The following is a 23,585-nucleotide window of genomic DNA, read 5'->3' as shown; positions in this document are numbered from 1 at the left end:
GCTGTTCGGCGCAGCCTATGGACATTCTGAAGCGCAGAGCTCGCCGTGAGCGCGGATCGCGGGAGGACGCTCAAATCGGGGCGTGGCTCCATTCTGGAAGTGCTTGGCGTTTTTCTGCGCCTCGGCGTCACGAGTTTCGGCGGGCCGGTGGCCCATCTTGGCTATTTTCATTCTGAGTTCGTCACGCGCCGCAAATGGCTCGATGAGCCCGCCTACTCGGATATCGTCGCGCTCTGCCAGTTCCTTCCCGGCCCCGCGAGCAGTCAGGTCGGCATCATCATCGGCATGTTGCGGGCCGGCCTCGCCGGCGGATTGGCGGCATGGATCGGCTTCACCATGCCTTCGGCGCTCGCGTTGATCGGCTTCGCCTATGGCGTCGGGCGCCTCGGCGATCTCTCGCAGGTCGCCTGGCTGCACGGCCTCAAAGTCGTCGCTGTCGCGGTCGTCGCGCAAGCGGTGTGGGCGATGGCGCGAAACCTTTGTCCGGATCGGGAGCGGGCGACCATCGCCGTGGCGGCGACGCTGCTGACATTGGCGGTCCCCACGGCCAGCGGTCAGATTGGCGCGATTGCGGCGGGGGGCGTCGTTGGCTGGCTGTTCCTCTCGGGGGAGACCAACGGAGCCACGACGCCTCTGTCAATCCCCATCAACCGGGCCGCGGCCGTCGCCTCGCTCGCGATGTTCGCCGTTTTGCTGGTCGGGTTGCCCATCCTGGCGACCGCAAACCCCAATCCGACGATCGAGCTTATCAGCGGCTTTTATCGCTCCGGGTCGCTCGTCTTCGGCGGCGGGCACGTCGTGTTGCCGCTGCTGCAGCAGACCTTCGTATCTCCAGGCTGGATCGACCGTGACGCATTCCTTGCCGGCTATGGCGCGGCGCAAGCGGTTCCCGGCCCGCTGTTCACTTTCGCGGCCTATCTCGGCGCGGCGATGACGTCCGAGCCAAACGGCTGGGTTGGCGGGCTGATCTGTCTCGTCGCGATTTTCCTGCCGTCTTTTCTGCTGGTCGTCGGCGCGCTGCCTTTTTGGGACGCTTTGCGTCATCGAACGGTGGCGCAATCGGCGCTCAAAGGGATCAACGCGACCGTCGTCGGAATTCTGCTCGGAGCGCTCTATACCCCGGTTTGGACGAGCGCGATCCTTGGCCCGGCCGATTTCGGGCTCGGCCTTCTTGCTTTCCTCTTGCTCGCGCTCTGGCGGACGCCGCCGTGGCTGGTCGTCATCCTCGGCGCATTCGGCGCAACGCTCATCGCCATGGTCGCCTAAGGCCGATTACGGCGCTCGCAGCACGTCCGCGTCTTGCGCATTGCTGAACATGAAACGTTGTGGCTCGCGTATTTGAAAGCTAGCGCATTTCGCTCATCGAATAATGCGTTGGTCGGGCGGGGCCGTTCGCCAGGTCGGCGAGAAGGTTGGGCGCGAGCCGCGACCGCCCTTCCGTCAACTGCTCGGGCGCGTCGACATTGCCCCGAAGATACCAGCCGCTGACATCAAGGGGCGGCGCCGGCAAATTTTCGGCGCGCGCGTTCACGGCGCCGGCAATCAGGACGAACGACAGGAGGGCGATGGAGCGGCGCATGATGTGCTCCCATTTTCGCGTGCGCCATTGCTTGCGAATGGCGCAGCGCCGAAAAGAAAGCATGGACGATAACAGTTAAGGGCGGGTTAACCCTATTGCTTAACCAAGTTCCTTAACCCAGCGCGCCTGCAGAGCGTATTCGCGTCGCACGCCGCAACTTCTCGTGGCGTCGCCAAAACGCCGGCTCAGGCCGCCTCGGCGGATTCCTTCAGGACGCTGCAGATCTGCGCGACGAGGGATTCGACCAGTTCGCGGTCGTCCCCTTCGCCCATGACGCGGATCACGGGTTCAGTGCCGGAGGGGCGCACAATGAGTCTGCCGGAGCCGCCGAGTCGCGCCCGCGCATCGTCGATCGCAGACGCCACCGCCGTGCGCTCCAATTCGCGACGATGGGCGCGCACATTCTCCAGCACCTGCGGCAGCGGCTCGAACCGATGGCAAACTTCGCTCACCGGACGATCCTGACGCTTCACCTCGGCGAGCGCCTGCATCGCCGTCACGAGCCCGTCGCCCGTCGTGCAATAGTCAGAGAGAATGATATGGCCCGACTGTTCGCCGCCAATGTTGTATCCGGCTTCGCGCATGCGCTCGATCACATAACGGTCGCCGACGGGCGTTCGCTCGAGCGCGAGCCCGATCGAATTCAGATGGCGCTCCAATCCAAAATTGGACATGATCGTCGCGACGATCCCCGGCTTTGACAGCAGCCCCTGATCGCGCCAGCTTTCGGCGACGACCGCCATCAGCTGATCGCCGTCGATCAGCCGCCCATTTTCGTCGACCATAATGACGCGGTCGGCGTCGCCGTCGAGCGCGATGCCCACGTCGGCGCGCAGCTCGCGGACCTTGTCACGCAGCGCCTGCGGCGCTGTGGAGCCCACGCGATGATTGATGTTAAATCCGTCGGGATCGACGCCGATCGCGATCACTTCGGCGCCAAGCTCCCACAGCGCCTCGGGCGCCACTTTATACGCCGCGCCATTCGCGCAATCGACGACGAGGCGCAACCCTTCCAAGCTCAGATTGCGCGGCAGCGTACGCTTGGCGAACTCGATATAGCGGGCGCGCACGTCGTCGATGCGGCGGGCGCGTCCGAGATCTTTCGGTCCCGCGCGCTTGCGCAACATGTCGCCGTCGATGAGACGCTCGATCTCGTGTTCGATCTCGTCCGAAAGCTTGTGGCCGTCCGGTCCAAACAGCTTGATGCCGTTGTCCTCGAAGGAATTGTGAGAGGCGGAAATCATCACGCCGACGTCGGCGCGCATCGATCTTGTGAGCATGGCGACTGCGGGCGTCGGCATTGGCCCCAGCAGCAGCGGATCCATGCCGACGGATGTGAAGCCGGCGACAAGCGCATATTCGATCATATAGCCTGAGAGCCGCGTGTCCTTGCCGATAACGACGCGGTGCCGACCTTCGCCGCGGTGAAAGATCAGCCCGGCCGCCTGCCCAACCTTGAGCGCGAGCTCCGGCGTGATCTTCTCGTTGGCGAGGCCACGAATGCCATCTGTGCCGAAATAGGTGCGGGTCATCGAAGATCCTCAGCGAGCGGCGCCAAATCGCGCAACCTTCACGCCATCTGTCACGCCATCCGTCGCGCCAAGTCGGCGCATCTATGGGCATAACGCCACAATGTTAAATGCGTATTTTCGTCGGTCTAATGAACAGCTAATGAACACTCGCACATCGTCTGAACGGATGTCCACATGGAAGTCAAGATCTACCACAATCCCGCCTGCGGGACCTCGCGCAACGTGTTGGCCGCCCTCCGCGGGGCCGGCTACGAGCCGCAGGTGATCGACTATCTCAAAAACCCGCCCGACCGGGCGGCCTTGAAGGAGCTTCTGCGCCGCATGGGCAAGAACGTGCGCGACGTGCTGCGCAAGCGCGGGACGCCCTATGCAGAGCTGGGACTCGATAATCCCGCCCTGTCGGACGAGGAGATTTTCGCCGCCATCGAACAGCATCCGATTCTGATCGAGCGGCCGATCGTTTCGATGGGCGACAAGGCGGCGCTCTGTCGACCCGCCGAGACGCTCCAAGATCTGATCGCGCGGTCCAAGACATAGATCGCCGGGGTTTGAACGCAAAAAAGCCCAGCGGCCGGGGCCGCTGGGCTTTTCCATCAGATCGGATGCGGCTCCAGGCCGCCGACGTCGGGCTCCGGCTTCTGCCCCGTCGTCGGCACCGCCGAGCCGCGCGGCGGCGGCGTCGGCGACGATTCCTCGCGCACCGGCCGCTTGCCCGCGAGCAGACCCTTGATCTCGTCGCCGGACAGCGTCTCGAATTCGAGAAGCGCATTGGCGAGCGTATCCAGATCCGAACGCTTGTCGACGAGGATCTGTCTGGCCTTCTCGTAAGCCTCCTGCACCAGCCGGCGCACCTCCGCGTCGATCGTTTCCTGCGTCTGTTCGGAGAAGGTCTGCGTGCGTCCGAGCGAATAGCCGAGGAATTGCTCCTGCTGCGGATCGGCGTAGGCGACCGTGCCGAGCTTGTCCGAGAAGCCGAGCTGGGTGACCATCGCGCGGGCGATGCGCGTCGCCTGCTGAATGTCCGAGGCGGCGCCGGAGGTCGTCTTCGCCGCCCCAAAGATCAATTCTTCGGCGACGCGGCCGCCCATCGCCATCGCCAGCATCGCCACGAGCTGCTCGTAGCTCTGCGAGATCTGATCGCGCTCGGGCAGGCCCTGCACCATGCCGAGCGCTCTGCCGCGCGGAATGATCGTCGCCTTGTGGATCGGAATCGACCCCGGCACGTTCAAGGACACCAGCGCATGGCCGCCTTCGTGATAGGCGGTGAGCTTCTTCTCCTCATCCGTCATCACCAGCGTGCGACGCTCGGCGCCCATCATGATCTTGTCGCGGGCGTCCTCGAACTCCTGGTTCGTGACGATCCGCTTCGAGCGCCGCGCCGCGAGCAGCGCCGCCTCGTTGACGAGATTCATCAGATCGGCGCCAGAGAAGCCCGGCGTGCCGCGCGCCACGACCTTCAGATCAACGTCCGGCGCCAGAGGCACCTTGCGGGCGTGGACCTTCAGAATCTTCTCGCGGCCGATGAAGTCCGGGTTCGGCACCTGGATCTGCCGGTCGAAGCGGCCGGGGCGCATCAGCGCCGGATCGAGCACGTCCGGACGGTTGGTCGCGGCGATCAGGATGATGCCCTCATTCGCCTCGAAGCCGTCCATCTCGACGAGCAGCTGGTTCAAGGTCTGCTCGCGCTCGTCATTGCCGCCGCCGAGGCCGGCGCCGCGATGGCGGCCGACCGCGTCGATTTCGTCGACGAAGATGATGCAGGGCGCGTTCTTCTTCGCCTGTTCGAACATGTCGCGCACGCGCGACGCGCCGACGCCGACGAACATTTCGACGAAGTCGGAGCCCGAGATCGAGAAGAAGGGCACGCCCGCCTCGCCGGCGATGGCGCGGGCGAGCAAGGTTTTACCCGTGCCGGGCGGTCCGACCAGCAGCACGCCGCGCGGAATGCGCCCGCCGAGCCGCTGGAACTTCTGCGGATCGCGCAGGAATTCGACGATCTCCTGCAGATCCTCTTTCGCTTCGTCGACGCCGGCGACGTCCTCGAAGGTGACGCGGCCTTGCGTCTCGGTCAAAAGCTTCGCCTTTGACTTGCCAAACCCCATCGCGCGGCCCGCGCCGCCCTGCATCTGCCGCGACAGGAAAATCCAGACCGCGAGGAATGCGACGAGCGGCAGCGCGTTGAGCAGGAGCGTCACCAGGAAGCTGCCGCCTTCATTATTCGGCTTGGCGCTGATTGAGACGTTCTTGGCCTGTAGGCGCGGCACGAGATTGGCGTCGTCCGGCGCATAGGTCGTAAACGGCCGATTGTCGTTGAAGTGCCCAACGATCTCATTGCCCGCGATCGTCACGTCATGGACGCGGCCCTGATCGATCTGCGTCAGCAGTTCGCTATATGAAATGTCGCGGATCGGCGTGCGCTGGCCAGGCTGCTGAAACAGCATGACAAGCGCAACCACGAGCAACCCGATGATTGCCCAGAGCGCGAGGTTTCTGAAGTGTGGGTTCATGTGGGAAGCCTGTCGGGAGCCGCTCGGTCGGGCTTATCCCCCGAAGCGCTCCGCTGATGTGCTTAATTTAGGCGCACCTGGACGCGTTGCCAAGTCTCGGAAAAGCCCGTGATTCCAAGCGTTGTTGCGTGGGGACTTGGCCGTTTCGGACAAGTTCCTCCCGAACAACGCGAATTTGCTAAGTCAAGCTTGAGCGGCGAGGCGGCGCCGGACGCAGCCGAATTCGTCCGCCTTTCGCTTCAATCGAGACATCGGCAAGCGTCATTCGGACCGATCCGCGCGCAGCCACGGCGGCGGCCACGCGCGCGCTGGCGCGCTCCAAGCGTTCGAGGCGAAGCACAGCCGCCGGCGCGATCCGCAGGATCGCGCTTGCGAGCACGCGTTGGAGAAGTTCCAGCGGCGCCTCGCACAGCGCCGCGGCGTCGAACTCGACGCATGACGCTTCGTCGCGACGCAGCGCGCGCGCCAGCATTTCGGCGGCGCAATGCGCCAGCGCGGCGTCGGCGCGCGCCGCGCGCGATCCAAGCCGCAGCAGCGCATCTCGGCTAAGCCCCTGCGCGGCGAGCATGGGCGCCAGCCTGCGCAGCCGCACGCGCGCGAAGCATTCGTCTTCATTGGACGGGTCGCGAAAGAACGGTTGACCCGCGCGCGCGCAAACCGCCTCCAGCTCCTCTTTGCGAAAGTCGAGCAGCGGCCGTAGCAGCGAGATGTCTTCGTGGCGCGCGATGCGCGCCATGCCTGCAAGTCCGGCGACTCCGGAGCCGCGGGTCAGACGAAACAGGATCGTTTCCGCCTGGTCTTCCGAATGATGCGCAAGCGCGATGGCGGATGCGCCGATTCGCCGCGCGCATGCGGTCAGCAGCGCGTAGCGCGCGCGCCGCGCCCGCTCCTGGAGGCGCGTCGAGGGCTTTTCTTCCTCCCACGTCAATAAATGGTGATCGTAGCCAAGAGCGCGCGCCCAGCGGCCGACTTCTTCGGCCTCCGCGCGCGCCTCTTCGCGCAGGCGGTGATCGACCGTCGCCACCGCGATGTGGCGCGACCCGCGTAACGGCCATTGCGCGCAAAGCAGCATCAAGGCGACGGAGTCCGGGCCTCCCGAAACCGCGAGCAGCAAGGAAGGGTAGGGCGCGAGGAGATCGAGCGCGCGTTCGCGACTCGCTTCGAGCGGGTCGTCGTCGATTGCGGCGCGGTCTTCCGGCTCCCTGCGCGGCATGCCTAGGGAGGGGCGCCGACCGCCGCGCGGGCGGCTAGCATTGAATTTTCTTGCTTTCGCGCTGTGCCGCTTCGCGGATTCGCATCGCCGCTTTCGGGAATTTGACATTGATCTCGGAATAGGAGGCGCAGGCCTGCTCCTTCGCGCCCATCGCGCTCAGCGATTGGCCAAGCCGCAACAGCGCTTCCGGCGCCTGCGGCGAGTCGCCGTATTTCGTCGAGATTTCCAAATATCTTTCGGCGGCCTCGCGGTGCCGTCCGCGCAAAAAGAAACTTTCGCCCAGGTTGAATGTCGCGGCGGCGGCGAGCTTGCTCTTGCCGTTCTTAGACAGAAACGTCGAGAGCGACTTCTCGGCTTCCTCATATTTGCCGGCGCGCAACGCGCCGACCGCCTCGTCGTATTGCTCCTTGGGGGCCGCGACCGGCGGCGCGACGGCGATTTCCGCGGGCGCCGGCTGATCGCCGACAAGGCGGCCGTGGGCGATATCCAGCGGCTGGCCGGCTTCGCGCACAGGGGCCGTCGTCACCGAACCCGTCGGCCGGACGGCGCTTTCGAGCGGCGCTGACGGAGGCGTCGTGCCGAGCGGCCGCGGCGCGCCGGGCGCAGTCGGCTGTGTCGCGGGATCAAAGGCGTCGCCGCGCTTGCCGGCGCTGGCGCTCGTCTCGGGGGCCGCCTGCGCGACAGCTGACGGATTCGTCGGCCCATGCGGCGCAGTCTCCGCATGCGGCTCGGGCTTTGCGACGCGCAGCTGCTCTTCCAAAAGCTGCACCCTGTGCTGCAGCTCCTCGTTCTGTCCGGTCAATCGGCGTAGCTCGCGCTCCAGCCGATCGATCCGCATCGCCGCGGCCGCGTCCGACGGTCCCGCGTCAGGACCTTCATAAATATCCGCGGGCGGAACATTGTAGGTCTGAACATGGCGGAGGTCTCCCTCCGGCCGGGGATCGCCATAGACGTCGAACGCCTGGGCGGCGCCCGCCGCAAACAAGGGCAGGGCGAAGATGAGGGCGTAACGTGGGAACATGGTCGCGAAGGCCGAGACTTGCTCTAAGGGCGCCGCTCAATTCGATGCGGCGCGACATCGCCTTACCATAGGCGCCCATTCGGCTAAAATTAGGCGATGCGATCATGATGCGATCATTGAGAATCGTTTGGGTTAGAAGAATGGCGATGGCCTCGTTTATGGCGGCGGCTTGGCCGTCGTCCGCCGAGTCGTTTCCCCCGGCCGCGGAAACCGGCGAATGCTCGCTCGAGGGCGCCGTTCCGGCGACCGTCGCCGCCGTCGATGAGGACTTCGAACTGCTGCTCGACGATGGCCGTCGCGCCGCTCTCGCGGGCCTTGATTTTCCGCCGCCTGAAATGGCGGCGCTGCGCGCCGCGATCCGCAGCCGTCTGTCCGCGTGGCTCGCCGGCCGGGACATATTCCTGGGGGCCTTTGCGTCGACAGCGGACCGCTGGGGCAGGGCGCCGGCGAGAGTTTACGCAAGCCCGGCCGAGGGAGGCGCTTCGGCGCCCCTCGCATCCGTGGCGGCTGCGCTGCTCTCGGCGGGCGAGGCGCGCTTTCGTCCGGATCCGACGGCCGCCGCCTGCGCCAAGGCGTATTTGGCCGCCGAGGCCCCGGCGCGCGACTCGGGCGTCGGGGTTTGGTCGCGGCCGGAGTTCCGCCAGATCGACGTCTCGGCGCCGGGCGCGGTGGATGATCTGAAGCGGCGCAAGGGCATGATCGTCGTCGTCGGCGCGATCCGCTCGGTCGGCGAGTCGCGGCGCGCCTTCTACCTTAATTTTGGCGACAAATGGCGCGATAGCTTTAGCGTCGTGATTCAGCGGCGCAATTTGGCTATGTTCGGACAAATCGAGCCCCGCTCGCTCGTTGGGCGGCGAGCGCGCGTACGAGGACTTATTGAGACCGGGGCTCGCATCGAAATCGCTACGCCAGCCGAGATCGAATTTGTTGACGGCGTCGCCTCTCACTAGGCGGACGGCGATCGCCTGGCTGGCCGTCGTCATCGGCGCAGCGGTCGGAGGCTGCGCGGAGCTCGAGCGGCAAGGACAGATCTTTACCGCCCCCTTGCCTCCGACGCGGCCGGCCGGCCCGCGAACCGATAATCGCAGCACGGTTCAGCATAAGGAGCTCGTCGCCCAATTCGGCGGCGAATATGAGGCTCCGGGCGCAGAGCATTATCTTGACGGCATTCTCGCCAAGCTCGCGAGCGTCAGCGATACGCCCGGCCAGCCGACCTATAAGGTGACGATTCTCAATACGCCTGTCGTCAACGCCTTCGCGCTGCCCTCCGGCAATCTTTACGTCACCCGCGGGCTGCTGGCGCTCGCCGGAGACGCTTCGGAGGCGGCGGCGGTGATGGCGCATGAAATCGCCCATGTCTCCTTGCGCCACAGCGCGCTCCGCGCCGAACGCGAGCGGGAGGCCGCGATCATCTCGCAAGCCGCGGCGGTGATTCAGAATCGCCAGAAGGGCGACGAGGTGCGTTCCAGTCAGCGGCTCTCCGTCGCGAGTTTTTCCCGTCAGCAGGAGCTCGACGCCGACGCCGCCGGCGTCCGCGTCATCGCCCGAGCCGGCTTCGACCCCTATGGCGCCTCGCGCTTCCTGACGGCGCTGGGTCGGTCGACGGATTTGCGCGCGGCGCTCTATGGAAAGAAGAAGTCGCTCGACTTCGACATTACCTCGACGCATCCCTCCACCCCCGACCGCATCACAAGGGCCGTCGCCGCAGCGCGACAAATCGGAGCGCCGGGGATCGGCGTCGTCGACCGCAGCGGCTATCTGGAGGCCATCAAAGGCGTCGCCTTCGGCGACGATCCCATGGAAGGCTACGTTCGCGACCGCAAATTCACCCATCCGCGACTGCGCTTCGCCTTCACCGCGCCTGAGGGCTTTCTTCTGGAGAATTCCAACGAAGCGGTATTCGGCGTGCGCGAAGCCGACAATGAAGCCTTGCGGCTCGACAGCGTGCGTCTGCCCTCGGACGAGAATCTCGAAGCCTATGTCGGCTCCGGTTGGGTCGACGGTCTGCTTCCTTCCTCCGTGCGCAAGATGGACATCAACGGGCTCCCCGCCGTGATCGCCGTCGCTCGGGCGGGAGAGTGGAATTTCCGGCTGGCGGTGATCCGGTCGGGCGATTTTCTCTACCGCCTGATTTTTGCGGCGCGCAAATTGAGCGACGAGGCCGACGCGCTCTTCATGGAGTCGATCAGATCGTTCCGCCGGCTTGGCCCCGACGAAACCACTGACGCGCGGCCCTTGAAGATTGCGGTGGCTGTCGCCGTCCATGGCGACACGATCGAAACGATGGCCGCGCGGATGGTGGTTCCCAATAGGCCAGTCGAACATTTCATGCTTCTCAACGGGTTGTCCGCCGGCGACGCCCTCACCGCCGGCGAACATTACAAAATCGTAACCGAGTGAAGCCCGGTTTTTGCTCGCTTTGGGAACAACCGCCGCGCCTGACGGTTATCCAAAGCAAGGCAAATCTTGGCGCGTGGAATCCCACCATTAGTGGGGTCGCGTATGGAGGGCGTCATGGCTTATATGCCTGGACTCGGGCGCGAATTGATCAAGGCTGCGGCTGAGGCGCCCTTCCTGGAACGCGACGAAGAAAAGCAGCTCGCCGTCGCTTGGCGCGAACGGGGCGATGCGACGGCGCTTCATAAGCTCGCCGCCGCACACATGCGCCTCGTGATCGCGCTTTCGGCGAAGTTTAGACATTACGGATTGCCGCTCTCCGATCTCGTGCAGGAAGGCCACGTTGGATTGTTAGAGGCCGCGGCGCGGTTCGCGCCGGAGCGCGACGTACGCTTCTCCACTTACGCCACATGGTGGATCAGAGCGTCGATCCAGGACTATGTGTTGCGCAACTGGTCGATCGTGCGGGGAGGAACAAGCTCGTCGCAAAAGGCGCTGTTCTTCAATTTGCGTCGCTTGCGTGCGCGGCTGGCGCGCGAAAATCACGGCAGAAGCTCGGTCGACGCCTATCAGACGATCGCCAACGCGATCGGCGTTTCGCGGGCCGACGTGGAGATGATGGATTCGCGTCTATCGGGTTCCGACGTGTCGCTGAACGCCCAGCTCGTCGACGACGATACGTCCGGCTCGGCGCAGAGGATGGATTTTCTCGTCGACGAGAAGCCGCTTCCCGACGAGGTCGTCGAAGAGACGCTGGATTCAGATCGGCGCGCGCGCTGGCTCAAGGATGCGCTGGCCATTCTCTCCGAACGCGAGTTGCGCATCGTGCGCGAGCGTCGGCTGGCGGAAAATCTGGTGACGCTTGAGACGCTCGGAGATCGCCTTGGCATTTCCAAGGAGCGGGTGCGGCAGATTGAAAGTCGCGCGCTGGTCAAGTTGAGGCGCGCGCTGTCGCGGATGCAAGAGACGGCGACGCCTGACGAGCCGGCGAGAGTGTAGCGAAAAAAACCCCGGAAGCGACTTCCGGGGTTTTTTGCTTTGATTAGGCTGCTCGGTCCACGTCAGCCTCATCCCCGCCGTCGTCGCCCGCGTCCCCCTCGGCCTTCGGCCCGCGGCGGGGACCCTTCAGCAGAAAGGATTCGATCAGCTTCAGCGATTCCGAATCGATGAGCTTGCGGACGGCGGCGACTTCACGCGCCATGCGATCCAAGGCTGCCTCGTAAAGCTGGCGCTCAGAATAGGACTGCTCGGGCTGAGTGTCCGACCGGTAGAGGTCGCGAACCACCTCGGCGATGGTGATGAGATCGCCCGAGTTGATCTTCGCCTCATATTCTTGAGCGCGGCGCGACCACATGGTGCGCTTGACGCGCGCGCGGCCGCTCAGCGTTTGCAGCGCCCTGTCAACGACGCCCGTATCGGCGAGCTTGCGCATGCCGACGCTGACGACTTTGCTGGTGGGCACCTTGAGCGTCATCTTGTCCTTGATGAAGTTCACGACAAACAGCTCAAGGCTGAAGCCCGCGACTTCTTGCGTCTCGACGCCGATGATCTGCCCGACGCCATGCGCGGGGTAGACGATGTATTCGTGGAGCTTGAAGGCGGGCTTGGCCGACGGCGTCGCCGGTTTCGGCTTGGCTGAAATGGCCGCCCGCGCGCCGACGCCGGCCGTCGCCGCCGAGGCCTCCTGAGACGTTCCCGGCTGGGGCGCGGCCGCGCCGTCAATGGATTTCGGCTCCGCCTCCACGAGCGAACGCGGCTTGGCCGGCGCAGCTGACGCCGCCGGCTTCTGCTGCTCGACTGACTTGATCGCCGGCTGCTTGGCCGCGGCGGGCGGCGTCGCCGCGCGCGCGGGAGTCGCCGCGGCGGTCTTGCTGGCGACGACAGGCTTCGCCGCAGGCGTCACCGCGCTGGCGCTCACCTTTTCCGCCGCCGTCTTGGCCGCCTTCGCAGCCACGGCGCGCTTCGTCACGCTCTTGCCTGCGGCCGCGGTCTTGGCGGTCGGCTTCGCCGCCGTCTTGGCGGCGGAGTTGGCGGCCGAGGCGCGGGCGACGCTGCGAGAACTCGCCGCCGCCGTCCGCCGCGTCGCCGTGGCCTGCGCCGAGGTCTTGGCGGTCTTGTCTTTTGCAGTCGATTTCGGTTTCGTCGTCGTTGTTTTTGATGTCATCGTTCTCGCGGCTTTTGCGGAGGTTTTTGCGCTTGTCTTGCGGTTCGAAGCGGCGGCGGCCCGCGCGGACTTTCCCGCCGCGGCGGAGCGGCTGGCCGGCTTCTTCGACGCCGATGTTGAACTCTTCGCTGCGGCGGTTTTCGTGGCGCCGCTCTTGGTGGCGCCGCTCTTGGCGGCTCGCTTGGCGAGCGTCTTGGAGCGAGCGGCCGAGCCCTTGGCGCGCGCTGCTGCGGTGGAGGCAGTCGCAGGCGACTTTTTCTCGGTTTTGTTGGAGGGCATACGCGGGCTACTCCTATGCTGTCCCGCTGTGGAGACGGGACCATCGCCGCCTGACGAATCGCGCACGCCGTCGGCGAAAAAGCCGCGGCGGCGCCGCGAAGGCGGCTCGTGGGAACCTTGCTAGCGCCGCATACTCAATAGCCGGCCAACGGGCCGGCCCTTGAGAAAGAGAGGCTTTCGAATTGGTTGCGAGACGGTGACTGGCGCCGGATCGCCCTTCGACAAGGCGTGCATTTAGTGTGTGATTTATAACACGCCCAAGCGTGAAAATCAAAGGCATATGCGCGCGAGCGGCGCCCGCGCCGAGGCCGCGAACGACGCTAACTTACTATGGGTTCTGACGTTTTAGATAAATTAAGGATGTGGAAACTCATCATGTGCAAGTTAGGCGCCAAATCGGCGTTGAACGCTGTTCAGTCTCCCTCGCCAGCCTCCGGCGAAAAGAATTGCTCGAATTTGTCCGGCTTGCCGTCCCATTCCTTGGCGTCGGAGGGCGGCTCCCGCTTGATGGTGATGTTGGGCCAGTTCTGCGCCATCTCGGCGTTAAGTTGCAGCCACTGTTCGAGATTCTCTTCCGTATCGGGCTTGATGGCGTTCGCCGGGCACTCGGGTTCGCAGACGCCGCAGTCGATGCACTCGTCCGGATGGATCACCAGCATATTCTCGCCTTCGTAGAAACAGTCCACCGGACACACTTCAACACAGTCCATATACTTGCACTTGATGCAGTTTTCCGTGACGACATAAGTCATAAGGGTGATCTCTCCCGCGACCTTGCCGCTTGCTAGCTTTTTTGCCAGCGTCACGCAAGGCGAGCAGAACGAGGGCGCGCGTCAGAGATATAATTGCGCGTGCAACCCACAAGGTCAGCAAATGGTCGAAACGATAAATTCGCCCGCGACGACCGCGATCAGCCGGCAGGCGCTGACGGCGCGCGCCCTGCTGCTTGGGGAGCGGATCGACACCGACGGGCTCGAACGGGCGGATCTCGTTTCGACGGCGCCGCTCGCCTTCCACGCCGGGCAGAGCGGATTCGCCGTGCTCTACCGCTTCGGCGTCGCCGTTCTCTTCGGCCTTTCGCCGCTGGAGGAGGATGAGATCGTCAAAAAGATCGGCCTTCGCGTTGCGGGCGCGTCGCGGGGCGACGACGAGACGCTGGTCATCGAAGCGACGCCGGACGGCGAGGAGAAGGCGCTGCCGGACGGACGCCTCGCCGTAAAGGACCTTTCCGAAGCACGGTTGCTGGTGATCGCCGATGTTCTGGCGAAAAGCGTCGCCCTCGCGCGCGACGAGCGCCGCGTCAACGCCGTTTTCGATACGATCGAGCCCTTCGCGGCCGAGCTTGCGGCGAGGGGCAGCCCGCCATGGAAGCGTAAATCCATGTTGGAGCTCATGGGCCAGACTCTGCTCGTGCGGCACCGCGTCTCGGGCCGCGTCGCCGTCGACGACAAGCCGGATGTGCTCTGGGATCGGCCTGACCTTGAAAGGCTCTATGCGCGTCTCGAGGATGAGTACGAACTTACGCCGCGGGCGCGCACGCTCAACGCCAAGATCGACGTGATCGGCGAGACCGCGCGCGCGCTGACCGATCTCATCGACGCGGCGCGTTCCGTTCGGCTCGAGTGGACGATCATCATATTGATCGCGATGGAGATCGTCCTCACCCTGTTCCAGATGTGGGTCGCGCGCATGAGCTGAGCGCGTCTTCGACGTCGCCCAGCGGCGCTTCGCCCGCAATCCATTCGAAGCTCGGGAGCTGGTGGCGCGCGAAGGTGAACTGCCGTTTGGCGTAACGGCGCGTATCGAGCTGACTGCGCGAAATCGCTTCCGCAAGCGTCCGCCGCCCGTCGAGATAAGCGATGAGATGCGGGACGCCATGCGCGCGCATCGCGGGCAATGCGGGATCGAGGCCGCGCGCCTTGAGCGCCGCGATCTCGTCGAGCGCGCCCGTTTGCGTCATCCTCTCGAAGCGCGCGTCGATGCGCGCGTAAAGCGTCTCCCGTTCGGGCGCGAGGAAAAAGGCGGCGCATTCCGACGCGTTCAGGAGCGGCGGGCTGCGCGGACCTTGGAATGAGACGAGCGGCTTGCCGGTCGCCTCCAGGACTTCCAACGCCCGCAGCAGCCGCTGCGGATCGGTCTTGCGCAGCGCCGCGGCCGTCGCCGGGTCGCGCGCGGCGAGTTCGGCATGGAGCTGCTGCGGGGTCTTGTCCTGCGCCCATGCGCGCATGGCTTCGCGCACGTCGCCGGGGACGGCCGGAATGTCCGAAAGCCCGTAAAGCGCGGCCCGGAAATACATCCCCGTGCCGCCGACGAGAATCGGCGTCAGTTCGCGCGCATCGAGATCGCGCAGAACGCGGGCGAGATCGTCGAGCCAGCGTCCGACGGAATAGTTGATCGCCGCATCGACATGGCCGAAGAGAAGATGCGGCGCGGCGGCTTCCTCCTCGATCGTCGGGCGCGCGGTGACGATCCGCAGGTCGCGATAGACTTGCATTGAATCGGCGTTGACGATCGCGCCGCGCCGACGGCGCGCGAGCGCGAGCGCGAGCGCGGACTTGCCCGAAGCCGTTGGACCTGCAATGAGAATGGCGCGTGCGCGCATGGCGCTATTGCCGCTGAAACGGTGGAGATGTCAAAGCCCATCGGCTACGTCGCGACCTTCGTCGCCGGACGGGGCGCGGCGCTCAACGAACGCGCGGTGTCGGGCGCGCTCTACGACGCTGGATTGATCGACGCGGGGCGTGACTGGCTCGCGCCAGATCTTGCCGTTGACGCGTTCCTGTCGGGGGCGGGGCATGACCTCGCCGACCTGCGCGCGCGGCTGCAGGTGGCGGTCGCGGACGATCCGATCGACGTCATCGTTCAGCCGACGACGGGCCGGCGCAAGAAACTGCTGGTCGCCGACATGGATTCGACCATGATCGGGCAGGAGTGCGTCGACGAGCTCGCCGACCTCGTCGGCTTGCGCGAGCATGTCGCGGCGATCACCGAGCGCGCCATGCGCGGCGAGGTGGCGTTCGAGGGCGCCTTGCGGGAGCGGGTCGCGCTGCTCGCGGGCGTGACCCTCGCGCAGATCGAGACGCTGCTGACGCGCATCACTCTGACGCCCGGCGCGCGACAGCTTGTGCGCACCATGCGGGCGCATGGCGCCCATACGGCGCTCGTATCGGGCGGCTTCACGCAATTCACAGAGCCCGTCGCCGAGCGCATCGGCTTTGACGAGACGCGCGCCAATCGTCTCGCAATCGCCGAAGGCGCGCTGACGGGCGCGGTCGTCGCGCCGATCCTGGGAAGCGAAGCCAAGCGCGCGGCGCTTGTCGAATTGCGCGAGGCGCGAGGGCTGTCGCAGCATATGACGCTGGCGATCGGCGACGGCGCCAATGATCTCGGCATGCTGCGCGAGGCGGGCCTCGGCGTCGCCTTTCACGCCAAGCCGAAAGTGGCGCAGGCGGCGGATGCGCGCGTCGACCATGCCGATCTCACCGCGGCGCTCTACGCGCAGGGCTATAGGCGCGAGGAGTTTGTCGAGTGACAGCCTCCCGCCTTCTCCCTTCCGGTCGAACGCCTCTCCCGCCGCAGGCGGAAGAGGCATTCATCACTCCACCGGCAACGCCACGAAATGCGCGTCGCCCTGGCCGTTCGCGACGATCAGCAGCGCCGTCTTCTTGCCCGCGCCTTTCAGGCTTTTGATTTTCTTGAGCACGTCCGCCGGATCGCTCACCGCTTCCTGATTGACCTCAAGCAGCACCTCGCCCGCCTGCAGGCGTTTCTCGGCCGCCTCCGACCGCGGATCGACGGCGATGATGACGACGCCGCCCTTGACGGTGTCCTTGATCTGATAGCGCGTCCTCAACGCATCCGACAGACGCGACAGTTCCAGTCCCAGCACGCTCTGCGACGACCCGTCGCCGCCGCCTTCGGACTTCTCCTTGTCGTCGCCGTCCTTTGACGCGACCTTCTCCCCATCCTCAAGCCGGCCGAGCTTGACGATTTTGGTCTGCTCCTTGCCGCCGCGAACGACGACGAGTTCGACATCCTTGCCGACCGGAGTCGCGGCGACGAGCTTGGGCAGGTCGCGCGACTCCTTGATCGGCTTGCCGTCGAATTTCACGATCACGTCGCCGACCTTCAGCCCCGCCGGTTTGGACGGGCCCTTGTCGTCGACGCCGGCGACAAGCGCGCCGCGCGTCGCGCCGAGGTTGAGCGTTTCAGCGATGGCGTCGTCGATATTCTGGATACGGACCCCGAGCCAGCCGCGGCGGGTCTCGCCGAACGCCTTCAACTGCTCGATGACGGGCTCCACGGTGTTCGCCGGCGTCGCGAAACCGATGCCGACCGAGCCGCCCGATGGCGACAGGATCGCGGTGTTGATGCCGATGACTTCGCCGTCCATGTTGAACAGCGGTCCGCCGGAGTTCCCCTTGTTGATGGAAGCGTCGGTCTGAATGTAGTTGTCGTATGGACCGCTATCGATATTGCGGTTGCGCGCCGAAACGATGCCGGCCGTCACCGAGCCGCCGAGTCCGAACGGGTTGCCGACGGCGAGCACCCAGTCGCCCACCTTCGCCTTGTCGCTGTCGCCGAACTTGACCGCTTTCAGCGGTTTTTCCGGCTTCACCTTCAGAACCGCGACGTCGACTTTCTGGTCCTTGCCCAGGACTTCCGCCTTGAGCTTCTGGCCGTCGTTGAGGATCACCGTCACCTCATTGGCGTCGGCGATGACATGGTTGTTGGTGATCACGATGCCGGAGGGATCGATCACGAAGCCGGAGCCGAGCGAACTCGATCTGCGCTGACGCGGCAGCTCCGGCATTCCCTGGCCGCGCCGCCGGAAGAACTCCTCGAAGAGATCGTCAAAGGGCGCGCCCGGCCCGACTCCAGGCGGCAGGTTGGGGCCGTCGTTACGGGAGCTGCGTTTCGCATCCACCGTGGTTGCGGAAATGTTGACCACGGCGTCCGAGACCTGGCCGGAGAGTTCTGAAAGCGAATCGGGACCTTTCGCCTGCGCCGGAGCGATGACGAGGTAGAGTGCGGGCGCGGTCGCGAGGATCGCTCTCGCGGCGCGACGAAGTGCGGACGTCATGCGTTATGTCTCCTGTCGAGGGACAAATATGCCCGGGCGCGGCTCAACGCGCGCGCTTGCGGATCATTTTTTTGGGTTTCGCTCCGGTTCGGATTGGTCCGCGCTCGGCGCGGCGCTCGCCTCCGGAGCTGAGAAAAAACGGAAGAACTCCGAACGCGGACTGATCAAGAATCGCGTCTCTCCCGGCTTGAACGCGCTCTCATAGGCTTGCATCGACCGATAGAAAGCGAAGAAATCCGGATCCCGGCCGAAAGCTTCGGCGAAGATGCGGTTGCGCTCGGCGTCGCCTTCGCCCTTCATCTGGTCGGCCTTCTGTTGGGCTTCGGCTTTCAGCACAATAACGTCGCGATCGGCCCTGGCGGTGATTTTTTGCGCCTGCTCGGAACCCTGGGCGCGATATTCGGCGGCCTCGCGCTGGCGCTCGGTCTGCATGCGCCCGAAAACCTTTTCGGAGATCTGCTGCGGGAGATCGACGCGGCGAATGCGCGCGTCGACGACCTGCACGCCGAATTTTCGCGCCTCGCGGTCCGCCTGCTCCTTGATCTTCACCATCAGCCCGGCGCGCTCGTCGCGCACGATCTGCTGCTGGTTGGCTTCGCTCAGCACGCGTCGGACGGCCGAGTTCAACACCGAACCAAGCTGATTGTTCGCGCCCATGACGCTGTTGACGGTCTGATAGAACCGCAGCGCGTCGACGATGCGATAGCGGATGAAGCTGTCGACCTCGAGTCGCTGATTGTCCGCGGCGAGCACTTCCAGATTCGGGCTCTCAACGTCGAGAATGCGGTTGTCGAAGGTGACGACATTTTCGACAAGCGGAAACTTGAAGTGGAGGCCAGGCTCGGTGATGAGGCCGCGCCCCGCCACAGGTTCGCCAAAGCGCAGCACCACCGCCTGTTCGGTTTGCGAAACGGTGAAGAGGGCTCCGCCGACGGCGATGACGCCGATAAGGAGCGCCACGGCGAGCGCGAAGAGAAGGCCGGACTTCATTTGCGGCCTCCCTGGAAGGGCGTAAAGGCGGGCAGGGGCACGAACGGCGTCACGCCGCCGCCGGCTTTCGATGGATCGTCGAGAATGACTTTCTCCGAGCCGCCCAGCACGCGCTCCATGGTTTCAAGATAGAGACGCTGGCGGGTGATCGCGGGCGCGTTTTTATATTGAGCGTAAATCTGCTCGAAACGCGACGCTTGGCCGCGCGCCTCGGCGACGATCTGTTCGCGGTAGGCTTCAGCCTCCTGCAGAATGCGGGCGGCGCCGCCGCGCGCTTCCGGAACAACGCGGTTGGCGTATGCTTCGGCCTCGTTGCCGAGACGCTGCAGATCCTGCTGGGCGGCGGTCACGTCGCGAAAGGCCGCGATCACCTGCTGCGGCGGATCGACCGACAGCAGGAGCACCTGCAGCACCAGCACGCCGGCGTGATAGTCGTCGAGCACCTTCTGCATCAAGGCCTGACTGGCGGGCTCGATCAACTTGCGATCGGCGGTCAGAATCTTTTGAATCTGCGTTTGGCCGACGATCTCGCGCATGGCGCTTTCGGCCACGGCCTTCACGGTTCCCGCCTGATTGGCGACGTTGAAGGCGTAGTCTTCCGGCTTCGCCGGATCAATTTGCCAGATGACGCGAAACTTGACGTCGGCGATGTTCTCGTCGCCGGTCAGCATCAGGCTTTCTTCAGGCGCTTCCGGCCCTCGAGGCGCGGAGACCGACCCCCGGCGACGCCCATCGGAGACGACGTTCGGCTCTTCGCGGAACCCGACGTCGGTGATGTTACGATCGGTAACCGCAAGCTTGACGACGGATCCGATCGGACCTGGAAGATTGTAGTTCAGGCCGGCCTGGGTCTTTCCCATATATTTGCCGAAGATCAGGTTGAGGCCGATCTCATTGGGGCCGACGGTGTAAAGCCCGGAAAGCAGCCAGGCGAGCACGGCGACCAGCACGAGTATCGCAAGCCCGCGTCCGCCGAATCCGCTCGGCAGAATCTGTTTCAGCCCCTCCTGGCTTCGGCGCAGCATCTCCTCGAGGTCCGGCGGCTGCCCGCCGGAGCCCTGACCCCAGGGACCTCCGGGCTGACCCCACGGATTGTTATTTTGATTACGCGGCCCGCCTTGATCGCTCCAGGGCATGTCGTCTCGCATTAAGAGGAATGAGCGGCGCTCCCGCCGCGCTTGGCAATGTTATAGGCATTCGCCGGCGCTGCGGCAATGACGCGGGGCGCGGCGCTCGCGCGGAGGAGAGAGGCATGATTCGCGATTACACCAATATCGCGGCCAATGAGCGGACCTTCCTCGCTTGGGTTCGGACAGGCATTGCGGTCATCGCTCTCGGCTTCGTTATTGAGCGATTCAATCTCTTCCTGTCGACCATCGCCGGCGCGGTGACCGTCGACGCCGAGCGACTGCACATCCATCGTTTGGAACATCCGGCGGGCCGTTACGGAGGCGAGGCGCTCATCGGCGCTGGCGTCATGCTGATCGTGATTTCGACCATCCGTTTTATTCATACCGCTCGGTTGCTCGCGCGCGAGGAGCCCTATACGGCGCGCGCGACGCGCGTCAGCCTGTTTTTCCTCGCCCTGCTGCTGCTCACCATCGCCGCGTTCAGCGCCTATCTCGCGATCCTGTGAGACTCGCTTCGACGTAGCGGCGGAGGGATGCGCTCATTCGTCCGCGGCGCGACGCGGGAGCAATCGACGCCCGCTGGAGCCGTCGATGCGCAGGCGCGGCGGGACAATATCGACTGGCGGAGACGGTGGGATTCGAACCCACGATAGGGTTTCCCCTATAACGATTTAGCAAACCGTCGCCTTCAGCCTCTCGGCCACGTCTCCATGCGCCCGCATAATGGGGCGAAGCGCGAAAGACATATGCCAAAGCCCCGGCGCGATGGCAAGAGAACGCCGGTGGCGGCGCGCGCCGAGCCGTGAGGCGAAAATCCGAGCGCCCCGGCGTCACACGATCCCGAGCGCGGGGTCTTCGCCAAAGCGCGGCCGCCGCGCGACGGGCAATCTGCGTCGCCTTAATGAATTTGCTCGACTGCCGCGGCCATATCGGGGACCAAACGCACGCGGTAGCGGGCGTTCGCGCAGGTCAGCACCCAGACCTGCTCGTCCGGTCTGGAAGCACGAGAGTCGCGCTTTGCCGCTTGCGGCGCATCGCAGGGATATCCCTGGCTTCGAATATGCGCCGCGACAATGTCCGCGGCCGTGGCCTGCGCCGACGCCGGGGAAACAAACACGGGCGCAAGGGGCAGAAGAACCGCCAGCCGAAATATCCGCATCGTCCCCTCCATCGTCCGGGCGCATCATTGGCGCGCTCTCGGGATAATAGCAGAGCGCCGGACAGGAAAGGGCGATCGGCGACCGCTCAGCGACGAAGTTTGTGGCGCCGCGAGGATTATGCCCCGATCATGAATGATCAGCGGGCGCGCAGCGGGCCTCGTCCTCAATTCAATTTTTAAATGTCAGGCGAGAACAAAAAATCGCTCTCCTCAAGAAAGACCCGGTCGTCTCCAGGCCGCCATTTTCTGTTCGCCGCCTCCTGAATTTTTTTTCGCGATCTCAATAGGCGCTCTCGACCCTCGCCGCGGTCGGGACCAGACATGTCGCGTATCGCTGTGCGCGCGACGTAAACGCTGATGACTTCCGTGAGGTGGCGCGCTTCCCAAAGATGATACGAGCGACCATCGCGGTAATGTCTCGCCTGCGCATCATCCTCGCTGAACATAAAATCTTGCAATTTGAGCACAGGCCTTCCCCAACCTTGGCCGGCGACGCGGTCGAGCCGCCGGTCAGGAGAAAAAGGCGGGCTGCGAAGAGCCCGCCTCAAGTTGGCGGCAGACGTCCGCCGCTTGGAAGCGGCGCCTGTCGCTGAACGCACGATCTGAGTGCCCACCGTGTTTAGCAGAGCCGCGGCTTGGGCGATTTTCTGCAATGTGTCTCTCGTGTTGCCGCGACAGAGTCGCCGCGACCCGCCGCCGACGAAGCGTCGATGCGTCGAACGGCGGTCCGATGACGGCGAAGCGTCTGCGGCGAGCGATCGGTCGGAGGCTAGCGCGCCTCGTGAGCGACGAGACGGAGCTGGCGTAGATTGGCCTCGATCAGGGGCGCGACGCCCGCCACCATGACTGCCGTGCCAAGCGCGTTGGGGTGCTCGTTGTCGCTCTGCATGAGCGCCGGGTGACCATAGACTCCGGCCAGCATGAAAGTATAGAGCGGGACGCGATGTCTATGCGCGAGAGTCGGATAGATGTTGTTGAAGCCAACGATGTAATTGGGTCCGTTCTTCGGCAGCGAGAGCATGCCGGCAAGGATCACGCGCGCGCCGCGCGCCTTGCAGATGCGGATGATCGCGTCGAGATAGCGGTAGGTGACGCGCGGATCGGTATGGTCCAGCATGTCGTTGGCGCCGAACTCGACAAGGACGAGATCTGGATTGTATTGCAGCGCCTCGTTGATGCGCGAATAGCCGTCGGCGCTGGTGTCGCCGGGGTTGGAGCCGTTCCACACGACAACGTTATAGCCATCGGCGAGCAGCCGGCGTTTGAGCTGCGCCGGAAATCCTTGCGCCTCGGGAAGGTTGAAGCCAGACGTGAGGCTATCGCCGAAAATCAGCACGTTGGCCGGTTGCGCCAAGGCCGGCGCGGCGAGAGCGGCGAAGAGAAACGCGAGCGCGGCGACTTTCGATAATGAAGTGAACAGAGTTTTCGACATGCCTCACCTCCAAACGCCGCCCAATCTCAGCTAGGGCGACGTGACGCTTGAGCCAGCGTAGCGTCGGAAGTAGAGCGACAGGTTAAAATAAGTCGGCAGGACCGAGTTGATGGAGAGACGCCGTCTTCATTTTCCCGCGTCCACGCGCCGCGGCCCCTGCAGGGCGCCTCGCGAGCGAAGGGACGGCGGCGCCGTTGCGACGATCACCCGGCCTCAAAACACCGCGCATGGGCGCCCGTTCTCAGATCCCTTAGCTGAGCCGTTACCGGGGAACTGTCATTGAGATGGATGCTGATAATATTATTATAGAATCCAAAGCGGTAGTCGGTCTTCATAGGATAGGATTGGCCCGCCGCGACATAGAAGCAATAAGAACTGAATTGTGGATTGGCTCGCAAAGAGATCGTGCAATGTATGGAATAGTTCAGCGGCGCGCATTTGAGCGCGACGTCTTTTGTGGGAATCCCGAAATTATTGGCGCTCATCGCCCCTGCGGTCGCGGTCTCTGAGATCAAACTCACGGCCGCGATCGCCGCGGCGATCACCGATCGTTTTCGCATGTGAAGCCTCGCGGCAGATGCGCCTAAGACCGCATAGAGTGCAGAGCTCATGGTCTTCCTTCACGTCATCGGAATCGCCGCGCCCGCCGTTATCGGACAAGGCGCCGCTGTGATCGCGCCAACGAAATTATTGGCGAAGTTCTCTCCAGCCTGCCGCCTTCCATGCTAACATTCAATACGGCGCGCCTCGCGCCGGGCGAAACGAGCCCGAGGAGGCGACGATGAACAATCGAATATGCTCTTGCGTCCCGCCGCCGGTTGGATGGAGCGTCAAGCGGCGCACCCATCCCGCCATCGCTCAGGCGATCTTTGCGCTGTGCAATGGCGAGCGAACGCCGGAAGCGATTTGGGAAGCGCCTACGCCAGAAGAGTGGCGGAAGATTTCCGAACTCGTCGTGGAATATGTCGCCGACGGCGATTTCGCCGTCGACACCGGCAAATTCGCGTGGGGACCGTTCGAAACGCTTCGCCTCTTGCCGGCGCGTCGCAACTGATTGCGATCGCGCGCGCCTCTCACCGACCGCGCGCCTCGCAGCTGC

24 protein-coding genes and 1 tRNA gene are annotated in these 23,585 nt (G+C 64.6%); 10 read left to right on the top strand and 15 right to left on the bottom strand.

Annotation, left to right across the window (positions count from 1 at the left end):
- Positions 1-45: 45 nt before the first annotated feature.
- Positions 46-1,266 carry a chromate efflux transporter gene (chrA, locus tag BN69_RS02175; RefSeq protein ID WP_014889901.1) on the top strand — a complete coding sequence of 407 codons (1,221 nt, stop codon included), beginning with the start codon at positions 46-48 and terminating at the stop codon, positions 1,264-1,266.
- 79 nt (positions 1,267-1,345) lie between these two features.
- Here the strand turns inward: chrA and BN69_RS02170 are convergent, their stop codons facing one another.
- A complete protein-coding gene (locus BN69_RS02170) occupies positions 1,346-1,579 on the bottom strand; it encodes a hypothetical protein (RefSeq protein WP_148277001.1) in 234 nt (77 codons plus the stop codon).
- A gap of 185 nt (positions 1,580-1,764) precedes the next feature.
- Positions 1,765-3,111, bottom strand: a complete 1,347-nt coding sequence (gene glmM / locus BN69_RS02165) for a phosphoglucosamine mutase (RefSeq protein WP_014889899.1) — start codon at positions 3,109-3,111, stop codon at positions 1,765-1,767.
- 174 nt (positions 3,112-3,285) lie between these two features.
- Between glmM and arsC the strand changes: the two genes are divergently transcribed.
- On the top strand, positions 3,286-3,648 hold the full coding sequence (arsC, locus tag BN69_RS02160) for an arsenate reductase (glutaredoxin) (RefSeq protein ID WP_014889898.1): 363 nt from the start codon (positions 3,286-3,288) through the stop codon (positions 3,646-3,648).
- Positions 3,649-3,704: 56 nt separating this feature from the next.
- On the opposite strand, the gene ftsH is transcribed toward arsC, so the two are convergent.
- From ftsH to ybgF, 3 genes are all read right to left on the bottom strand, one after another.
- Positions 3,705-5,618, bottom strand: a complete 1,914-nt coding sequence (gene ftsH / locus BN69_RS02155; protein ID WP_014889897.1) for an ATP-dependent zinc metalloprotease FtsH — start codon at positions 5,616-5,618, stop codon at positions 3,705-3,707.
- A 178-nt stretch (positions 5,619-5,796) separates the two neighbouring features.
- Positions 5,797-6,831: a tRNA lysidine(34) synthetase TilS gene (tilS, locus tag BN69_RS02150; protein ID WP_014889896.1), complete on the bottom strand. Its 1,035-nt coding sequence runs from the start codon at positions 6,829-6,831 to the stop codon at positions 5,797-5,799.
- A 34-nt stretch (positions 6,832-6,865) separates the two neighbouring features.
- Entirely contained in the window at positions 6,866-7,852 is a 987-nt protein-coding gene (gene ybgF, locus BN69_RS02145) for a tol-pal system protein YbgF (protein ID WP_014889895.1), read from the bottom strand.
- A 146-nt stretch (positions 7,853-7,998) separates the two neighbouring features.
- Here ybgF and BN69_RS02140 point away from each other — a divergent pair, with 146 nt between their 5' ends.
- From BN69_RS02140 to BN69_RS02130, 3 genes are all read left to right on the top strand, one after another.
- On the top strand, positions 7,999-8,802 hold the full coding sequence (locus BN69_RS02140) for a hypothetical protein (protein WP_014889894.1): 804 nt from the start codon (positions 7,999-8,001) through the stop codon (positions 8,800-8,802).
- Positions 8,780-10,252, top strand: coding sequence for a M48 family metalloprotease (locus BN69_RS02135; RefSeq protein WP_014889893.1), 1,473 nt, complete (start codon positions 8,780-8,782; stop codon positions 10,250-10,252). Before BN69_RS02140 ends, BN69_RS02135 begins: the two co-directional genes overlap by 23 nt.
- 114 nt (positions 10,253-10,366) lie before the next feature.
- Positions 10,367-11,248 carry an RNA polymerase factor sigma-32 gene (locus BN69_RS02130; protein ID WP_173370385.1) on the top strand — a complete coding sequence of 294 codons (882 nt, stop codon included), beginning with the start codon at positions 10,367-10,369 and terminating at the stop codon, positions 11,246-11,248.
- Between the two features lie 43 nt (positions 11,249-11,291).
- On the opposite strand, the gene BN69_RS19015 is transcribed toward BN69_RS02130, so the two are convergent.
- Positions 11,292-12,167 (bottom strand): CarD family transcriptional regulator, encoded by an 876-nt coding sequence (locus BN69_RS19015; RefSeq protein WP_244435016.1) that lies wholly within the window; start codon positions 12,165-12,167, stop codon positions 11,292-11,294.
- Between BN69_RS19015 and BN69_RS19010 the strand changes: the two genes are divergently transcribed.
- Positions 12,118-12,816 (top strand): hypothetical protein, encoded by a 699-nt coding sequence (locus tag BN69_RS19010; RefSeq protein WP_041926764.1) that lies wholly within the window; start codon positions 12,118-12,120, stop codon positions 12,814-12,816. The genes BN69_RS19015 and BN69_RS19010 overlap by 50 nt on opposite strands.
- Before the next feature lie 289 nt (positions 12,817-13,105).
- Here BN69_RS19010 and fdxA read toward each other — a convergent pair whose 3' ends face one another.
- Positions 13,106-13,444: a ferredoxin FdxA gene (gene fdxA / locus BN69_RS02115; protein WP_041926763.1), complete on the bottom strand. Its 339-nt coding sequence runs from the start codon at positions 13,442-13,444 to the stop codon at positions 13,106-13,108.
- 121 nt (positions 13,445-13,565) lie between these two features.
- On the opposite strand from fdxA, the gene BN69_RS02110 reads away from it, so the two are divergent.
- The gene (locus BN69_RS02110) at positions 13,566-14,390 is read left to right on the top strand and encodes an RMD1 family protein (RefSeq protein ID WP_041926762.1); all 825 of its coding nucleotides are present in this window, start codon (positions 13,566-13,568) and stop codon (positions 14,388-14,390) included.
- Here BN69_RS02110 and miaA read toward each other — a convergent pair.
- Positions 14,353-15,294 (bottom strand): tRNA (adenosine(37)-N6)-dimethylallyltransferase MiaA, encoded by a 942-nt coding sequence (gene miaA, locus BN69_RS02105; protein ID WP_014889888.1) that lies wholly within the window; start codon positions 15,292-15,294, stop codon positions 14,353-14,355. The genes BN69_RS02110 and miaA overlap by 38 nt on opposite strands.
- Before the next feature lie 27 nt (positions 15,295-15,321).
- On the opposite strand from miaA, the gene serB reads away from it, so the two are divergent.
- Positions 15,322-16,224, top strand: a complete 903-nt coding sequence (gene serB, locus BN69_RS02100; RefSeq protein WP_041926761.1) for a phosphoserine phosphatase SerB — start codon at positions 15,322-15,324, stop codon at positions 16,222-16,224.
- A 63-nt stretch (positions 16,225-16,287) separates the two neighbouring features.
- On the opposite strand, the gene BN69_RS02095 is transcribed toward serB, so the two are convergent.
- The 3 genes from BN69_RS02095 to hflK all read right to left on the bottom strand — a co-directional run bounded on the left by BN69_RS02095 (position 16,288) and on the right by hflK (position 19,901).
- Positions 16,288-17,775, bottom strand: a complete 1,488-nt coding sequence (locus tag BN69_RS02095; RefSeq protein ID WP_014889886.1) for a Do family serine endopeptidase — start codon at positions 17,773-17,775, stop codon at positions 16,288-16,290.
- 63 nt (positions 17,776-17,838) lie between these two features.
- Positions 17,839-18,765, bottom strand: coding sequence for a protease modulator HflC (hflC, locus tag BN69_RS02090; protein WP_014889885.1), 927 nt, complete (start codon positions 18,763-18,765; stop codon positions 17,839-17,841).
- A complete protein-coding gene (gene hflK, locus BN69_RS02085; protein WP_244435015.1) occupies positions 18,762-19,901 on the bottom strand; it encodes an FtsH protease activity modulator HflK in 1,140 nt (379 codons plus the stop codon). The genes hflC and hflK overlap by 4 nt, the downstream gene beginning before the upstream one ends.
- 116 nt (positions 19,902-20,017) lie before the next feature.
- Between hflK and BN69_RS02080 the strand changes: the two genes are divergently transcribed.
- Positions 20,018-20,401 carry a YidH family protein gene (locus BN69_RS02080; protein WP_014889883.1) on the top strand — a complete coding sequence of 128 codons (384 nt, stop codon included), beginning with the start codon at positions 20,018-20,020 and terminating at the stop codon, positions 20,399-20,401.
- Between the two features lie 114 nt (positions 20,402-20,515).
- On the opposite strand, the gene BN69_RS02075 is transcribed toward BN69_RS02080, so the two are convergent.
- From BN69_RS02075 to BN69_RS02055, 4 genes are all read right to left on the bottom strand, one after another.
- Positions 20,516-20,605: transfer RNA gene (locus tag BN69_RS02075), tRNA-Ser, on the bottom strand.
- Positions 20,606-20,793: 188 nt separating this feature from the next.
- Positions 20,794-21,066, bottom strand: a complete 273-nt coding sequence (locus BN69_RS02070; protein WP_014889882.1) for a hypothetical protein — start codon at positions 21,064-21,066, stop codon at positions 20,794-20,796.
- Between the two features lie 757 nt (positions 21,067-21,823).
- On the bottom strand, positions 21,824-22,486 hold the full coding sequence (locus BN69_RS02060) for an arylesterase (RefSeq protein ID WP_014889880.1): 663 nt from the start codon (positions 22,484-22,486) through the stop codon (positions 21,824-21,826).
- Between the two features lie 203 nt (positions 22,487-22,689).
- Complete coding sequence (locus BN69_RS02055) at positions 22,690-23,097, bottom strand: hypothetical protein (protein ID WP_148277000.1); 408 nt, start codon at positions 23,095-23,097, stop codon at positions 22,690-22,692.
- Positions 23,098-23,267: 170 nt separating this feature from the next.
- On the opposite strand from BN69_RS02055, the gene BN69_RS02050 reads away from it, so the two are divergent.
- Positions 23,268-23,540 carry a YccJ family protein gene (locus tag BN69_RS02050; RefSeq protein WP_014889879.1) on the top strand — a complete coding sequence of 91 codons (273 nt, stop codon included), beginning with the start codon at positions 23,268-23,270 and terminating at the stop codon, positions 23,538-23,540.
- Positions 23,541-23,585: the final 45 nt, after the last annotated feature.

Origin of the sequence: Methylocystis sp. SC2, assembly GCF_000304315.1 — a bacterium.
Lineage (GTDB): Bacteria > Pseudomonadota > Alphaproteobacteria > Rhizobiales > Beijerinckiaceae > Methylocystis.
Note: the sequence above shows the minus strand (reverse complement) of the source record. Positions and strands in the feature narration are given on the sequence as shown.

What these genes read in the sequence shown, in the direction of transcription:
- BN69_RS02170 (WP_148277001.1), bottom strand. Translation starts at nt 1,579, where the DNA reads ATGCGCCGCTCCATCGCCCTCCTGTCGTTCGTCCTGATTGCCGGCGCC.
- glmM (WP_014889899.1), bottom strand. Translation starts at nt 3,111, where the DNA reads ATGACCCGCACCTATTTCGGCACAGATGGCATTCGTGGCCTCGCCAAC.
- arsC (WP_014889898.1), top strand. Translation starts at nt 3,286, where the DNA reads ATGGAAGTCAAGATCTACCACAATCCCGCCTGCGGGACCTCGCGCAAC.
- ftsH (WP_014889897.1), bottom strand. Translation starts at nt 5,618, where the DNA reads ATGAACCCACACTTCAGAAACCTCGCGCTCTGGGCAATCATCGGGTTG.
- tilS (WP_014889896.1), bottom strand. Translation starts at nt 6,831, where the DNA reads ATGCCGCGCAGGGAGCCGGAAGACCGCGCCGCAATCGACGACGACCCG.
- ybgF (WP_014889895.1), bottom strand. Translation starts at nt 7,852, where the DNA reads ATGTTCCCACGTTACGCCCTCATCTTCGCCCTGCCCTTGTTTGCGGCG.
- BN69_RS02140 (WP_014889894.1), top strand. Translation starts at nt 7,999, where the DNA reads ATGGCCTCGTTTATGGCGGCGGCTTGGCCGTCGTCCGCCGAGTCGTTT.
- BN69_RS02130 (WP_173370385.1), top strand. Translation starts at nt 10,367, where the DNA reads ATGGCTTATATGCCTGGACTCGGGCGCGAATTGATCAAGGCTGCGGCT.
- fdxA (WP_041926763.1), bottom strand. Translation starts at nt 13,444, where the DNA reads ATGACTTATGTCGTCACGGAAAACTGCATCAAGTGCAAGTATATGGAC.
- BN69_RS02110 (WP_041926762.1), top strand. Translation starts at nt 13,566, where the DNA reads ATGGTCGAAACGATAAATTCGCCCGCGACGACCGCGATCAGCCGGCAG.
- miaA (WP_014889888.1), bottom strand. Translation starts at nt 15,294, where the DNA reads ATGCGCGCACGCGCCATTCTCATTGCAGGTCCAACGGCTTCGGGCAAG.
- serB (WP_041926761.1), top strand. Translation starts at nt 15,322, where the DNA reads ATGTCAAAGCCCATCGGCTACGTCGCGACCTTCGTCGCCGGACGGGGC.
- BN69_RS02095 (WP_014889886.1), bottom strand. Translation starts at nt 17,775, where the DNA reads ATGACGTCCGCACTTCGTCGCGCCGCGAGAGCGATCCTCGCGACCGCG.
- hflC (WP_014889885.1), bottom strand. Translation starts at nt 18,765, where the DNA reads ATGAAGTCCGGCCTTCTCTTCGCGCTCGCCGTGGCGCTCCTTATCGGC.
- hflK (WP_244435015.1), bottom strand. Translation starts at nt 19,901, where the DNA reads ATGCCCTGGAGCGATCAAGGCGGGCCGCGTAATCAAAATAACAATCCG.
- BN69_RS02080 (WP_014889883.1), top strand. Translation starts at nt 20,018, where the DNA reads ATGATTCGCGATTACACCAATATCGCGGCCAATGAGCGGACCTTCCTC.
- BN69_RS02070 (WP_014889882.1), bottom strand. Translation starts at nt 21,066, where the DNA reads ATGGAGGGGACGATGCGGATATTTCGGCTGGCGGTTCTTCTGCCCCTT.
- BN69_RS02060 (WP_014889880.1), bottom strand. Translation starts at nt 22,486, where the DNA reads ATGTCGAAAACTCTGTTCACTTCATTATCGAAAGTCGCCGCGCTCGCG.
- BN69_RS02055 (WP_148277000.1), bottom strand. Translation starts at nt 23,097, where the DNA reads ATGAGCTCTGCACTCTATGCGGTCTTAGGCGCATCTGCCGCGAGGCTT.
- BN69_RS02050 (WP_014889879.1), top strand. Translation starts at nt 23,268, where the DNA reads ATGAACAATCGAATATGCTCTTGCGTCCCGCCGCCGGTTGGATGGAGC.